This window comes from Arthrobacter horti (assembly GCF_030731045.1).
In the GTDB taxonomy this organism is placed as follows: domain Bacteria; phylum Actinomycetota; class Actinomycetes; order Actinomycetales; family Micrococcaceae; genus Arthrobacter_E; species Arthrobacter_E nanjingensis.
On the sequence record NZ_JAVALS010000001.1, the window covers coordinates 721,264 to 736,395 of the forward strand.

Annotated in this window: 10 protein-coding genes; 5 read left to right on the top strand and 5 right to left on the bottom strand. The window is 69.7% G+C overall.

The annotated features are described in order from the left end of the window. Positions 1 to 150 precede the first annotated feature (150 nt). The 3 genes from Q9R02_RS03245 to Q9R02_RS03255 form a co-directional block, all read right to left on the bottom strand. Positions 151 to 1,323, bottom strand: a complete 1,173-nt coding sequence (locus tag Q9R02_RS03245; RefSeq protein ID WP_305995189.1) for a DUF4192 family protein — start codon at positions 1,321 to 1,323, stop codon at positions 151 to 153. A 111-nt stretch (positions 1,324 to 1,434) separates the two neighbouring features. After that, positions 1,435 to 2,742 (bottom strand): MFS transporter, encoded by a 1,308-nt coding sequence (locus Q9R02_RS03250; protein WP_305995190.1) that lies wholly within the window; start codon positions 2,740 to 2,742, stop codon positions 1,435 to 1,437. A gap of 31 nt (positions 2,743 to 2,773) precedes the next feature. After that, positions 2,774 to 3,766, bottom strand: a complete 993-nt coding sequence (locus tag Q9R02_RS03255) for a proteasome assembly chaperone family protein (protein WP_305995191.1) — start codon at positions 3,764 to 3,766, stop codon at positions 2,774 to 2,776. A 228-nt stretch (positions 3,767 to 3,994) separates the two neighbouring features. Between Q9R02_RS03255 and Q9R02_RS03260 the strand changes: the two genes are divergently transcribed. The 5 genes from Q9R02_RS03260 to Q9R02_RS03280 all read left to right on the top strand — a co-directional run bounded on the left by Q9R02_RS03260 (position 3,995) and on the right by Q9R02_RS03280 (position 9,981). Then, the gene (locus Q9R02_RS03260; protein ID WP_305995192.1) at positions 3,995 to 5,497 is read left to right on the top strand and encodes a leucyl aminopeptidase; all 1,503 of its coding nucleotides are present in this window, start codon (positions 3,995 to 3,997) and stop codon (positions 5,495 to 5,497) included. Between the two features lie 276 nt (positions 5,498 to 5,773). Further along, a complete protein-coding gene (lpdA, locus tag Q9R02_RS03265) occupies positions 5,774 to 7,153 on the top strand; it encodes a dihydrolipoyl dehydrogenase (RefSeq protein ID WP_305995193.1) in 1,380 nt (459 codons plus the stop codon). Between the two features lie 116 nt (positions 7,154 to 7,269). Further along, positions 7,270 to 8,961, top strand: coding sequence for a 2-oxoglutarate dehydrogenase, E2 component, dihydrolipoamide succinyltransferase (gene sucB / locus Q9R02_RS03270; protein WP_305995194.1), 1,692 nt, complete (start codon positions 7,270 to 7,272; stop codon positions 8,959 to 8,961). Positions 8,962 to 9,067: 106 nt separating this feature from the next. Then, positions 9,068 to 9,421 carry a hypothetical protein gene (locus Q9R02_RS03275; RefSeq protein ID WP_305995195.1) on the top strand — a complete coding sequence of 118 codons (354 nt, stop codon included), beginning with the start codon at positions 9,068 to 9,070 and terminating at the stop codon, positions 9,419 to 9,421. A 131-nt stretch (positions 9,422 to 9,552) separates the two neighbouring features. After that, positions 9,553 to 9,981 carry an OsmC family peroxiredoxin gene (locus Q9R02_RS03280; protein ID WP_305995196.1) on the top strand — a complete coding sequence of 143 codons (429 nt, stop codon included), beginning with the start codon at positions 9,553 to 9,555 and terminating at the stop codon, positions 9,979 to 9,981. Positions 9,982 to 10,061: 80 nt separating this feature from the next. On the opposite strand, the gene Q9R02_RS03285 is transcribed toward Q9R02_RS03280, so the two are convergent. Next, positions 10,062 to 13,472, bottom strand: a complete 3,411-nt coding sequence (locus Q9R02_RS03285; protein ID WP_305995197.1) for a S41 family peptidase — start codon at positions 13,470 to 13,472, stop codon at positions 10,062 to 10,064. A 47-nt stretch (positions 13,473 to 13,519) separates the two neighbouring features. Beyond that, positions 13,520 to 15,088 (bottom strand): protein kinase domain-containing protein, encoded by a 1,569-nt coding sequence (locus tag Q9R02_RS03290; RefSeq protein ID WP_305995198.1) that lies wholly within the window; start codon positions 15,086 to 15,088, stop codon positions 13,520 to 13,522. Positions 15,089 to 15,132 lie beyond the last annotated feature (44 nt).

The window sequence follows — 15,132 nt, forward strand, 5'->3', positions numbered from 1 at the left end:
CAACCGGGTCTCTGGTCTCCAGTCTCTCACGGATTCTCCACCGCTCCCAGCAAGCACGCCAGGATACGCGCTTTCCACGCCTCTTCAAGGTGTTCTTCACCACACGGCGGTGATCTACGGCGGTGAAGTACGGGGTGCCGCGGACGGCCGTCACCCCGTCTGAGGAGACCGCCGCCAGCTGCTGTCGCGCCGGGTGGACCATCCGCTGAGCCGTCCCATGAGGACCAGTTCCAGGAGCAGCCGGGCGAGGTGCAGTTCCGGGTCCTTCCTCGCCGCGCGCCGGAGGACGGCCGAGGCATGGGTGCCGCGGCCCCGGCACCACTCGACCCACCCCAGGGCGGTGAGCACGGCGGCGGTGGTCCCGTCGCCGGTCTCCCGGCGCAGCCGGCCGAGCACCTCCGCGAAGCGGTCCATCCTGGCCCAGTCGGGCCCTTCACCCGTTTCCGCGATGATCACCGCACCGAAACGCTCCCGCCAGGAGGGCCCGTCCTTGAGACTCCCCCGCAATGCCGTCTCGTGGCCGTCGGCAGCGGAGACGTAGACGGCATCCCGCAAGGCCGGCACCTCCAGGGTGCGGCCCAGCCGTTCCGGCCATCCGGTGTCCGGCAGTAACCCGGCCCACGACTGTGAGCCGTCCAAGAGCGGCTCCCACTCCGCGAGCGCCCCGGTGAGTTCCTCAGCGCTCGGGCCTGCGGAACTCCCGTCATCGCCGCCCGGCGAGCCCGGATCCTCACCGGAAGAAGCGGAACGGCGCGGGTCAGGCACGCGACCCGGGGAATCGGACGCATCGTCGGGATGGGCCTGCACGGCGCTGCCACGGAACACCATCTCCGCGGCCAGGGCGGAGTTGCTGATCAGTTCCAGCGGATGACGGCATGGGTTCTCCGTGACAAGACCGCCCCTGCCCAGGCCCAGGAGGCACTCCCCCAGCCGGCAGCCTGATCCGTTCCAGCCGTCGGCGCCGATCAGCCAGCACTCACGCACGGGCCGGCCGGCTCCGGAGAGCATCGATTCGAGGATGCTGAGAAACGCGGCGTGCCTGGACTGGAGCTGCGCCACCGGGGCCTCCTGGTAGAGCGCCAGGAACGTGCCGTCCGCGGCCGCGTCATGGGACAGGTAGGCCAGGACGGCGAGCGCGTGATCGCGCAGCCGTGCACGGCTCGCTCCGGCGCGTGGGAGGTCCACCCGGAGGATGGCCCCCAGCTCCTTGCCTGTGGCGGTCAGGCAGACCAGGGAGTCCCGGGGCTGGAACCCGATGGCGTGAGGGATGTAGCCGAGGACGTCCTCGGGGCTTCGGGCGGTGCAGTCTGTCGTCTTCTCCATCCCGCCACGCTCCCAGCCTGCCGGAGCGTTGCGGCGGGAGATCTCCCCCATGTGGGCCGGGAGCACGGAACCGGCTGTGGACGGGACCGGCCTGCGGCGAAGAGTTCAGAGTCAGCCGCGGCCCTGCCGGGTCCGCTCCCACAGGACACGGGCCAGCGGACGAGGGCTGATGCCCGCCTCGCGGCGGGCCCTGCGGCGCACCACGGCCACGGCGATGGAACCCACGGCGAGGAAGAAGAACTGTGTGGCCAGGGCGATCCGGAAGGGTTGCAGGCCGTAAAGCTCGCCATGGGAGAAGCCGCCGGCGTTCAGCAGGTCCAGGACGAGCCCGATGACGTACATGCTCAGAAGGGCCGCGACGAATCCGCCCACGTTCACGATGCCCGTGGCGGTTCCGATCCTCTCCACCGGGTTGGACGTGCGGGCGAAGTCGAATCCGATCATGGATGCGGGGCCGCCGAAGCCCATGACCACCACCAGGCCGATGAGAAGCCACAGGGGTGAACGTCCCGGCCACAGCAGCACCACCAGCCATCCGGCGCCCGTCAGGAAGGAGACCAGCAACACCATGGAGGACCGTCTGACCGGATGCAGGGAGACGAAGCGTCCGAAGAACGGACCCGCCACCATGCTCACCAGGACGTAGATGCTCATGACGGTGGATGCGGTGGCACGGTCCAGGCCCTGGGCGGAGATGAGGAAGGGGTATCCCCAGGCCAGCGCGAAGACGGTGCCGGCGAACGGCGTGGTGAAGTGGCTCCAGAGCCCCAGCCGGGTCCCGGGTTCCTTCCAGGAGGCTGCGAGCGCCCGGCGGATGTCCGTCAGGCCACCGTGCGAGGCGGTCCGGGCGCGGCCCTCCGGAGTGTCGCGCAGCAGCAGGAGCACCAGCACACAGGCGAGCGCGGAGAGCGAGGCCAGTGAGAGAAACGCAGGGGTCCAGGAGATGGAGTGCAGAAGCCACGCGAACGGGATCACCGAGATGAGCTGTCCGGTCTGGCCCACCACACCGGTGAACTGGGTGAGCAGCGGGACCCTGCGCGCCGGGAACCAGGCGGGGAGAAGGCGCAGGACGGAGATGAAGGTGGCGGCATCGCCGGCGCCGACCAGAACCCTGCCGACCACGCCCGCGGACACGGAGTCCGCCGCGGCCAGCTGCGCCTGGCCCAGGCACATGAGGACGGCCCCGCCGGCGATCATGAGACGGGGGCCCAGACGGTCGACCAGCACCCCCACGGGGATCTGGAGCCCGGCGTAGACCAGGAGCTGCAGCACGGAGAAGGCGGAGATGGCCGCGGCGCTGGCATGGAACCGCTGCGTGGCCTCCAGGCCGGCGATGCCGAAGGACGTCCGCTGTGTCACCGCCACCAGGTACGCGAAGACTCCGACACCCCACACCAGCCACGACCGCATTCCACGCACCGTCCCATTCTCCCGCACCCACGAGTGGGGATCAGTCGGAACCGGCGTGCGGCCCCTCGCCGTCGGACGACGCCGGCCCATCCTCCTGCTGGAAGAGCTCCTGGGCGAGGTAGGCCTCCACCGCTGCGCCGAGCGACTCGGCACTGGGAAGCTCGTCGTTCTCGTCGGCCAGGAGGGACCGGCGCACGGTGTTGCCGGAGTATTCGTCGTACCGTTCCTCCAGGTTCTTCACCACCTGCTGGACGTCCTCACTCGCCGCGACCTGTTCGGCGATCTGCCGGGCCACGTCGCGCCCCACTTCGCGGAGACGGTCCGTGGGCAGCATGAGCGAAGCGGCGGCGCCGAGGTACTCCATCCCGGCCACGGCGGCCTGCGGATACTCCGCGTCGGCCACATAGTGCGGGACGTGGATGACGTATCCGGCCACGTTCCGCCCCGCACCGATCAGTTTCAGCTCCAGGACGTGCCCGATCGCGGCCGGCACCTCCACCGTGGGCTTCCAGACCGAGATCCCCTCGATCAGTTCGGGTCGGTTGCCGTGCACGGTCACCCCCACGGGCCGCGTGTGCGGCACGGGCATGGGGATGGAATGCACCCAGGTCACCAGGTTCACGTCGAGCCGCTCCACGAGGGAAACGACGGCGCGGGCGAACCGCTCCCACTGCAGGTCCGGTTCGAATCCGCCGAGGAAGAGGAACGGGGTGCCCAGCGGGTCCTCCAGGAGGTACAGGGCCAGGCGCGGCGGGGTGTAGTCCTGGAGGTGGTCCTCCACGAACGACATGTGGGGGCGCCGGGACCGGTAGTCGAGCAGCTGATCGGCGTCGAACACGGCCACCGGGCGCGCCCCGGGAAGATCCAGCAGCTCACCGGAGAGCTGCCGGACCACATGCCCGGCGTCGGCGAAGCCCGTGAACGCCATCAAGAGGTTCAAGCCCTTCAGGGAAGGATCCCGCAGAAGCTCCTCATCCGCCCGGTACAGACCGGCGGGGTCCAGCAGCGCACCGTACGTCTCGTCAAACACCATGCCTCCGTATGCGGCCGGCTTCCGGCCGGCTCATCGATCCACGTCCGCACCGTGGCGGACACACCTCTGAAGGGTGCAACGCCCCGCTGAGGCGCCCGCATTCCCGTCACCGGGATCCCGCCCGGCCACGGGCTACGATCTTAGATGGTGAACGGCGCCACAGGCGGCGGCACCAGCGACCGAGTGGGACAAGGACGTCCACCCCTACAAGAAGTGAGGCAGATACTCGTGGCCAAGAGCAGCGAAGTCACCCTTGAAGCAATCAGCGGAGAACTGAAGAAGAAGCCCAGCGACGTCGTCGTGATCGGCGTGCGGCAGGGGGCCGACGGTCCCGAGCTGGCCGCCAACCCCCTCAGCGCCAAGGCCGCCGAGGCGCTCCAGGCCTCGCTCACGGCGCTCGGGGTCACCGGTGCCGCGGACCAGCTGCACCGTCTCCCGGGCGTGGACGGCCTGGGGGCCGACGTCATCGCGCTCGCCGGCCTCGGCAAGAACGACGACGGCGAGTCCCTCCGCCGCGCCGCCGGCTCGGCGGTGCGCCAGCTCGCCGGCACCTCGACCGTGACGCTCTCCTTCCCACTCGCCGATGTCGCGGCCCTGGCCGCCGTCGCCGAGGGCGCCGCCCTGGGCGCGTACGCCTTCCACGAGCACCGTTCCTCCCGCGACGGGCTCAAGACGCCCGTCACCACGGTCCGCATCCACACGGAGCTGGCCGGCGCCGACGGCGCCAAGGAGGCGCTCCGCCGCGCCGCCGTCGTCGGCCGCTACGTGAACTCCACCCGCGATCTGGTGAACCAGCCGCCGAACGTGCTGTACCCGGAAAGCTTCGCCGCCGCCGCGAAGGACGCCGCCAAGCCGCTGCCCGTCAAGGTCACGGTGTGGGATGAGAAGCGTCTGGAGAAGGAGGGCTTCGGCGGCATTCTCGGCGTCGGTAAGGGCTCCTCCCGCCCGCCGCGCCTGGTCAAGGTCGAATACGCACCCGCCAAGTCGCGTGCCCACCTCGCCCTGGTGGGCAAGGGCATCACCTTCGACACCGGCGGCATCTCCCTCAAGCCGCCGGCGAACATGGACGAGATGAAGAGCGACATGGCCGGTGCGGCCACCGTGCTGAACACCGCCCTCGCGGCCGCCGAGCTGGGCCTGCCGGTCACGGTGACCGCCTGGCTGTGCATCGCGGAGAACATGCCCAGCGGCACCGCCCAGCGCCCGTCCGACGTCATGACCGTCTTCGGCGGCAAGACCGTGGAGGTTCTCAACACGGACGCCGAGGGCCGCCTGGTCATGGCCGACGGCCTGGTCGCCGCCAGCCAGGAGCAGCCCGATGTGATCATCGACGTCGCCACCCTCACCGGTGCCCAGCTGATCGCCCTCGGCGACCGCACCGCGGGCCTCATGGGACACGACGGCGTCACCGCGGCGCTCAAGGCCTCCGCGGACGCCGCCGGGGAGCTCATGTGGCCGATGCCGATCCCCGAGGAGCTGCGCCCCACGCTGGACTCCGAGGTGGCCGATCTGGCCAACATCGGCGCCCGGCACGGCGGCATGATGACCGCGGCCGCCTTCTTGCGGGAGTTCGTCGGAAGCGACGCCACGGGCGAGACCATCTCCTGGGCCCACATCGACATCGCCGGCCCGTCCTTCAACAACGGCTCCGCCTACGGCTACACCCCCAAGAAGGCCACCGGCTCCGCTCTGCGCACCCTCCTGAGCTACGCCGAGACGCTCGCCTCCTGACCCTTCCGCCCCGGCGCGGCGGCCTTGCAGACCCGTTCAGAAATAAATGAACGTGAGTCACCACACAAGGCCGCCGCGCCGAAGCCTTTTAAGGTGCACCATGGACGGGGTGAGACTAAGGTGAGAGCCAATGGCTCAGTGACGGTCCAGGGGGCAGTCACAAAAGCATGACCACTGCAGAAGAACCCGAGCTGCTGGCATAATCGCGGCAGGCAAAGGTCCAGACCAAGAGGGTGCCGCACGGCACCGTCTCGACAGATTCACAGGAGCGTCCACGTGGCCGATACGGCAACTGCGCAAGAATTCGACATCCTCGTCCTGGGTGGTGGCAGCGCGGGGTACTCCGCAGCCATCCGCGCCACGGAGCTGGGCATGACGGTGGGCCTCGTGGAGCGGGCCAAGCTGGGCGGCACCTGCCTGCACACCGGCTGTATCCCGACCAAGGCATACCTGCACTCGGCGGAACTGGCCGACCACGCCCGTGACAGCGCCAAGTACGGCGTGAACACGACGCTGGACTCCATCAATCTCGGCACCGTGCGCGATCACAAGAACAGCATCGTCGCCGGCAAGCACAAGGGTCTCACCGGCCTGCTGAAGATGAAGAAGGTCAACATCATCGAGGGCGAGGGCAAGCTCACCTCCCCCGACACCATCACCGTCGATGGTGTGGCCTACAAGGGCAAGAACATCATCCTGGCCACCGGTTCCACCTCCAAGACCATGGGTCTGAACATCGAGGGCCGTGTGATCACCTCCACCGAGGCGCTGGAGATGAGCGAGCTCCCGTCCTCCGCGATCGTCCTGGGCGGCGGCGTGATCGGCGTTGAGTTCGCTTCCATGTGGAACTCTTTCGGCGTGGACGTCACCATCGTCGAGGGCCTGCCCTCCCTGGTCCCGAACGAGGATCCGGCCATCATCAAGGTCCTGGAGCGCGAGTTCAAGAAGAAGGGCATCAAGTTCAAGACCGGTGTCTTCTTCGAGAAGGTCGAGCAGACCGCCGAGCAGGCCACCGTCACCCTGGCTGACGGCACCTCCGTCTCCGCCGACATCGTGCTCGTGGCCGTCGGCCGCGGCCCCGTCACCGAGGGCTTCGGTTTCGCGGAGCAGGGTGTGACCCTGGACCGGGGCTTCGTCATCACGAACGAGCGTCTGCACACCGGCGTGGGCAACATCTACGCCATCGGCGACATCGTCCCCGGCGTCCAGCTGGCCCACCGCGGCTACCAGCAGGGCATCTTCGTCGCCGAGGAGATCGCCGGTCTCAACCCGGTCGTCGTCGATGACGTCAACATCCCGAAGGTGACCTTCTGCGAACCGGAGATCATGTCGGTGGGCTACTCCCAGCCCAAGGCCGAAGAGAAGTTCGGCAAGGACAACATCGAGACCACCGAGTACAACCTGGCCGGCAACGGCAAGTCCTCGATCCTCGGCACCAGCGGCCTGGTCAAGATGATCCGCGTCAAGAACGGCCCGATCGTCGGCGTGACCGGCATCGGCGGCCGCTTCGGCGAGCAGGTCGGCGAAGCTCAGCTGATCGTGAACTGGGAGGCCTTCCCGGAGGATGTGGCCACCCTGATCCACGCTCACCCGACGCAGAACGAGTCCCTCGGCGAGGCCGCCCTGGCCCTGGCCGGCAAGCCACTGCACGGCTGATGACTTCGGGTCAGGGCACCATCCCGGCGCCCTGCCCCACCCCGGTGGCCGGCTCGAACCGGCCACCGGACCACAGAATTTCCAGGCAAAAGATCACGAAGGAGAACGGGGACGACATGTCTGAATCCGTTAACTTGCCCGCACTCGGCGAGAGCGTCACGGAGGGTACCGTCACCCGCTGGCTGAAGTCCGTCGGCGACCGCGTCGAAATCGACGAACCGCTGCTGGAGGTTTCCACTGACAAGGTGGACACCGAGATCCCGTCCCCCATCGCCGGCGTGATCGAGCAGATCCTCGTCGCTGAGGACGAGACCGCAGAGGTCGGCGCAGCCCTGGTCGTCATCGGCGACGGCTCGGGTTCCGGTTCCGCCCCCGCAGCTCCGGCACCCGTCGAGGAGGCCGCACCGGCTCCCGCCGCAGAGGCCCCGGCCGCTCCGGCCACCGTTGAGGCTCCCGTCGCTGCCGCACCTGCCGGCGAAGGCACCGAGGTCACTCTCCCCGCTCTGGGCGAGTCCGTCACCGAGGGTACCGTCACCCGCTGGCTGAAGTCCGTCGGCGACTCCGTCGAAATCGACGAGCCCCTGCTGGAAGTCTCCACCGACAAGGTCGACACCGAGATCCCGTCCCCCGTGGCCGGCACCCTGCTGGAGATCCGCGTCAACGAGGACGACACCGCTGAGGTCGGCTCCGTGCTGGCCGTCATCGGCGCCGCCGGTGCTGCCGCCGCCCCTGCTGCTCCTGCCGCTGCTCCGGCCCCCGTGGCAGCCCCTGCACCGGCCGCCCCCGCAGCCGCACCGGCACCTGCTGCTCCGGCTCCCGCTGCTGCGCCCGCCCCGGCCGCTGCTCCGGTACCCGTGGCGGCCGCCGCCGATGCCGAGTCCTACGTGACCCCGCTCGTCCGCAAGCTCGCCAAGGACAACGGCATCGATCTCGGCACCGTGTCCGGCACCGGCGTCGGCGGCCGTATCCGCAAGCAGGACGTCCAGGCCGCCATCGAGGCCAAGAAGGCCGCCGCCCCCGTGGCAGCCCCTGCCGCCGCAGCCGCTCCGGCCGCTGCTGCAGCTCCCGCAGTGGTCGCGTCCTCGCTGCGCGGCACCACGGCGAAGGCCCCGCGCATCCGTCAGGTCATCGCCCGTCGCATGCGTGAATCGCTGGACATCTCCACTCAGCTGACCCAGGTCCACGAGATCGACATGACGCGCATCGTCAAGCTGCGCGGCACGGCCAAGAACAGCTTCAAGGCCGTCAACGGCGTCAACCTGACCTACCTGCCGTTCATCGCCAAGGCCGTCGCCGAGGCCCTGAAGGCCCACCCGACGCTGAACGCCGAGTACAACGAAGAGACTCAGCAGATCACCTACCACAACGCCGAGCACCTGGCGTTCGCCGTGGACACGGACAAGGGCCTCCTGGTCCCGGTCGTCTCCAACGCGGGTGACCTGAACCTCGCCGGCCTGGCGAGCAAGATCGCCGATGTCGCCGGCCGCACCCGCAGCGGCAAGATCGGTCCGGATGAGCTGTCCGGCGGCACCTTCTCGATCACCAACATCGGTTCGGTGGGCGCCCTCTTCGACACGCCGATCATCAACCAGCCGCAGGTCGCCATCCTGGGCACCGGCACGATCGTGAAGCGCCCGATGGTCGTCACCGACGCCGACGGCAACGACTCGATCGCCATCCGCCACATGATGTACCTGTGCCTGACCTACGATCACCGTCTGGTGGACGGCGCCGACGCCGGCCGCTTCCTGCAGACGGTCAAGGCCCGCCTCGAGGGTGGCGCCTTCGAGGGTGACCTCGGACTGTAGTCACACGCAGCGCACGACGGCGGCCCGCCTCCTTCCGGAGGCGGGCCGCCGTCGTCATTTCTACGGTCGGTCGAATCTCCTGACAGAGTGTCGCTAAACTGAAGGCATGACTATCCTCTTCAGCATTCTGCTGTTCCTGCACATCGTCGGCGCAGGCATGATCGTCGGCTACTGGATCGCCACCATGAAAGAGCCCACCGTCCACCCGCGCCAGCGTGACGGTGCGTTCCTCCAGCTGCTGACCGGCATCGCGATGATGGGCCTGATCCCCCTCATTCCGGGCTTCGACGCCAACTACTTCAAGCTGGGCATCAAGTTCGCCATCGGCCTGGCCGTGGCCGTCCTGGCCGTCATCGGATCCCGCAAGGTCAAGAAGGGCGAGCCCGTCTCCACCGGACTGGCCCACGGCGTCGGTGGCCTTGCGCTGATCAACATCGCCATCGCCACGATCTGGCAGTGAGACTGCTGCGGCGAGTTGTTACACCCGCCGCACCCGGGCCGCTCGTCCCGGAACCTGTCCCGTAATAAGCTGAATGCCGAAAGGCCCGTCGTTCCGCTCGGGCCGATTCCCCGACTTCCTAGGAGCAACTCATGGCAGTGTCCCGCAGCGCATCCACCGTCTGGTCCGGCAACCTCTTCGAGGGTAAGGGTGAGACCACCTTCGAGAGCTCCACGCTCGGCACCCACCCCGTCACCTGGAAGGCCCGCTCCGAGGCCGCCGAGGGCAAGACCAGCCCGGAAGAGCTGATCGCCGCCGCCCACTCCGCCTGCTTCTCCATGGCCTTCAGCAATGAGCTGGACCAGGCCGGCTTCACCGCCACGGAGATCCGCACCAAGTCCGAGGTCGGCTTCCAGCCGGGCGTCGGCATCACGGGCAGCAAGCTGACCCTGGCCGCCACCATCCCGGGCATCTCCGAGGAGGACTTCCAGCGCATCGCCGAGGCCGCCAAGGTCGGCTGCCCGGTGTCCGGTGCCCTGGCCGGCATCGAGATCACCCTGGATGCCACGCTGAACGCCTGATCCAGCAGGAACGCCGGAGGGGCGGTGGGAACGGAATCCGTTCCCACCGCCCCTCTTTCGTTCTCAGGCCGGCTCCGGGCTCAGGGGCGCGGACCGAGCGGCGGCGGGACCAGACGCGGCAGCGAAGTCCGCTCGGGCGCCCGCCGGGTGGGGATCTCCTGCAGCATCTCCCTCAGGACGCCGATCCCGTGTTCCAACTGCGGATCCGTGCCCGCCTTGTGGGCGTGCGGCGGGAACGGGATTTCGATGTCCGGGTCCACGCCCCGGTTCTCCACACCCCAGCCAGTGCCACCCTCGAAGAAGTTGGCGTAGCGGGGCTGCGACACGGGGGTGCCGTCCACCAGATCGAACTTCATGTCGATCCCGATCACACCACCCCAGGTGCGCACACCGATCACAGGCCCGATCCCCCGCATCTTCACGATCTGCGTGATGATGTCGCCGTCGGAACCTGCGAACTCGTCCGTGAGAACCACGACGGGGCCACGGACTGCCTGGTGCGGGTAGGTGATGGGGTATTCGCCACGGGGCAGCATCCACGCGTCGACCGTCCGTCCGATGAGTTCGGCCACGAGCTGCGAGGTGTGGCCGCCACGGTTGCGGCGGACGTCCACCAGCAGTGCGTCCTTGGCGGCCTCGGTCTCCAGATCACGGTGCAGCTGTGCCCAGCCGTGCGCCTGCATGTCCGGGATGTGCAGGTACCCGAAACGCCCGCCGGAGGCCTCATGCACGATCCTCCGCTTGGCCTGCACCCAGTCCTGGTAGCGCAGGCGTTCCTCCGAAGTCAGCGGCACGACGGCGGTCCGGCGGATCGCGCCGTCCTCGCCTCGGACGGTGAGTTCCACCGGCTGCCCGCCGGCGTCACGCAGCAGAGCGGCGGGCGTCGCCGCGGCCGCGCCGCCGAGCGGCGAGCCGTCGACGGCGAGCAGCACGTCCCCGGCCCGCACGCCGGCCCCGGGGCGGCGCAGCGGTGAGAGCGCCTGAGGGTCGGAGCTGTCGCCGTCGAGCACCCGTGCGATGGCCCATTCCCCGTCTCGCAGGGCGAGGTCGGCACCCAGGAATCCCTGCCGGCCGCTGCCCGGCTCACTCGCTTCGGGGCTGCGCACATAGGCGTGCGAGGTGCCGAGTTCGCCGTGAAGCTCCCAGATCAGGTCCACCAGATCGTCATAGGATCCCACCCGGCTCAGGACCGGCTGGTAGCTCTCGTGAACGGCGTCCCAGTCCAGGCCGCCGAGGGATTCGTCCCAGAAGAAGTCGCGCTGCAGCCGCCAGGCCTCCCGGAACTGCTGCTTCCAGACCTTCTGGGGCTCCAGCTGAACCCGGATCCGCTCCAGGCCAACGTCCTCGGGCTCCGCGGGGTCCGCGGCGGTGGACACCGTGCGGAGCTTCCCCTCGGAGCGGAGCACTGCGCTCTTGCCGTCCGCCGAAAGCCGGTAGGCGCTCACGCCCTCGGCGAGCACGCTGCTCTTACCGTCCTCCAGCCCGAAGCGCACCAGCTTCGCCGGGCCGGACTCGTCCGTCAGGCGGGCCCGCCCGTCCCCGAGAACGCCGTCGGTGGGGACGTCCAGGTAGAGGACCGCGCCCGCCACGGCCTGCAGTCCCTCGTAGTTGCCCTGGCTCACGGGAAGCGCGACGATCCGCTGGGCCAGGCCCTCGGCCTCGACCCGGACCGTCACGGGTGCCGGCGTCCCCGACGTGTCCGTGCCGCTCCCGGGAGCATTCGCCGTCTCGGCGACGCCCGGCCCGAACGGCGCCGGAGTGGACGCGTCCAGGACGGCCAGGTAGGGACGGATCGGGTGGGGGAAGGCCAGGTCGAAGCCCTGCCCGTCATACACGGGATCGAAGCTGCGGCTGGAGAGGAACGCCAGGAACTTCCCGTCCGGGGTGAACGCGGGCGAGCCGTCCACGAACCGCCCATCGGTCACATCGATGATCCCGGCTCCCGCATCCCGCGAGCGCAGACGCAGGAACGTCCGGTCGGAATCCCCATCCGTGGCCTGCACCCAGGCGAAGTGGCTGCTGTCCGGGGCCCAGGCGAGGTGGTCAACGGAACCGGCACCGGTGGATTCGACGGTCTCCACCTCGCCGCTCCGCACGTCGATCAGGAGGACATCCCCGAACGCGGTGCCCGCCAGGAGCCGGAGTCCGTCCGGGCTCGGCTCCAGGCTGACCACGCGGGCCGGAAGGCCGAGTTCGCGATCGACAGGCCCGGCGTCCAGGTTGTCCGGGTTCTCCGGTTCCGGGGCGCCGGCGGATTCGTCGTCCTGGTTCCCGGCCGGCTCCGTCACTGCGTCCTCTCCGGCCCCGCGGGCCGGGACCGGGCGCGGCAGCTCCACGGCGTCTGCCGGGCCGTCATTCGGCGCCTCGGCCGGCATGGGGGCCGGGGTGTTCGCCGCGGCCGTGACGCCGGCCGGCACCAGGGAGGTGATCCGGAGGGTCTCCTCCCCCGTAGTGTCGTGCACATAGGCCACGCGGTCATCGGCCAGGAAGCGCGGCAGGCGGGCACGGACGCCGCTGTCCGTCTCGAGTCCGCGGGCCGGGCCGTCCTTGTGACGCAGCCAATGCAGGGCGCCGTGGCTCACCACCAGGCTTGAGGCACCGCTCGCGTCGGGCTGCGCCTCACGCAAGTGGGCGCCGACGTCGAGCGGCCGGGCGATGACACCGGTGGAACCGAGCCTGATATCCAGCCTGCGTGCCTCCCCGGCACCAGCGTCGAGGAGGTACAGCTCGCCCGCCGACTCGAAGACCACCCTCCGGCCATCGCTCGCGGCGTGCCGCACGTAGAAGTCCTGGTGGTCCGTGTGGCGCGCCAGATCGCGGCCGTCCGGAGTGACCGAGTAGAGGTTGCCGTAGCCTTCGTGGTCGGACAGGAAATGGATCCGGCCGTTGACCCAGAGCGGGTCCGTCAGGTTCCCGTCCAGTTCCGGGACCAGCCGGACGAACTCACCGTTGCCGTCATGATCGATCCAGAGCTTGCCGGCCGTTCCGCCTCGGTAGCGCTTCCACCAGGCGGGTTCCCGCGACAGCAGCGATCCCACGACCACGGGCTTCTCATCACCCAGCTCGGGACCGAACGCCACCGACTCGAGGGGTCCGTATCCCAGGGCTTCCGGCGCTCCACCGTCCAGGGACAGGGCGTAGCCGTGGGCCAGGCGGGAGTCGCCTTGCTCGAAGGCGCTGGTGACCAGGACGCGCCCATCGGGCAGGAACCCCTTGTTCCGCGTGGTCGCGTGGCCGAAGTGACTCAGCTGCCGGAAGCCTCCGCCGTCGATCCCGGCGCAGACGACCTCCGGGGCCCGGCCACGCGTGACGGTCCAGACCAGCGATGTGCCGTCGGGAGAGAACCGCGGATTCCGGGCGGGAAGATTCAGGGAGCTCACCCGCCAGGCCCGTCCGCCCGAGACGGGCGCAAGCCAGACGTCGTCCTCCGCAACGAATGTGACCAGGTCATCGTGGACGTGGGGGTACCTCAGATAGCCGCCGTGTGTCATGGCACGATCCTAACCAGGCCACGGGCCACGGCCCGGGAGGCTGGGCCTCAGGCACGGGGATCGACGGCCTCGATCCTCCAGACCCCGTCCACCCGGCGCAGGAGCAGGGAGACCTCTTCCTCCCGTGGGGACCGCTTCGCCCCCTCTGAGGCGGCGCCGGCCGCAGGGACGGATCCCGGAACCCGTTCGAGGGAGAATCCTGACGACCTCACCGTGGCATCCACCACGGCCTTGTCGCGCTCCGCACCGGCCCGGATCACGATGGACGTGAGCTCCGTCCGGTAGCCCGAGTAACGCATCCCGTTCTTGATCAGTTCGGCCACGAGCGCCCGATCGTGTTCCAGTGCGGTTCCGGGCACGTACAGCGCTTCGAGCGCTTGATGGTTCCTCCCGATCAGGGCCTCCGTCCGTGCTGTGAGGAGCCGGGCCGCCGCCGCGCGCGGGTCTTCCGGAACGGCCGACGCCGGCCCGGGGGGTCCTGCGCTCCCTGCCGCCGGCGCAGGATCCACGGCGGACCCGTTCGTCCGGCCACCAGGGACGGGAAGCGCCCCGGCGACCAGAAGCCCGACGGCGAGCAGCACCAGCACTCCGCATGCCGCAGCCATTCCCACCGCACCCCGCACCCGGGAGCGCACTCCACGGCCACGGCGTGCGGCACCGTCTCGGTGTAAGGTGGCGGTCCTGCGTACGGTGGCGGCCCGGGGCCGGACCCAGGCCGGCATCAGACGGGACCGGCGTCCCATGCGATCCAGCTCCGCAGGAAGCAGGGAGGTCACCAGCTCGGGACCCATCCCGTCATGCGCCCCCGGCGCGATCCTGACGGGCAGGGCGGGACAAGCCCGCTGCACCGCCCGTGCGAGTTCTTCCGCCCCCGGCCGCTCCCCCGGAGCCTCCGCCAGGCCCGCATCGATCGCCAAGGCCAGGCCACGGGGAACGTCCGGGTGCAGGACCGGCAGGGGCGGCCTGAGCGACGGATCACCGGGTGGGGTGCCGGTGAGACACCACCACGCGACGGCCGCAAGGGAATAGACATCCGCCGCAGAAGTGGGAACGCCGCCCGTGGACCTCGGATCGGCGAACGCCCGCGTCACCCTCCGGGACGTGGGACCGCACTCGCCGATCAGCAGCGCCTGACCGAAATCGGACAGCAGCGGCTTCCCTTCCGCGGTGAAGAGCACATTGCCCGGAGCGACGTCCCCATGGACGATCCCGGACGCGTGGAGGGCTGCGAGGGCCCGTGCCAGAGGGACCACCACGGTGACCGTCTCGCCCGGTGTCAGACGGCCACGGACGGGAAGGAGAGTCGCAAGGCTTCCCCCTGGCGCGAAGTCCATCAGCAGACCGTCCCCTCCCGTGGCGCCGTCACCACGAGTGAAAGCCACGACGCCGCGGGTCCGCAGGACATGCGGATGCTCCACTGCGGCACCCCGCCAGCTCTCCGCCAGGCCGTCCATCAGCGGTTCACCCTCCCGGGGCACTTTCAGCGCCGCCCAGCCGCCGCCGTCGCGCAGGAGCCACACCTCCCCGCTGCCTCCGGAGCCCAGACGTCGCACCGTCCGGTAACCGTCCGTCCGTGGCTCTCCGCCGTCCGCCTGCCCGGCCACGTGCATCCCCATCGCCGCTCTCCCGTCCCGTGCTCGTGATGGCTGTCCCTCAATAT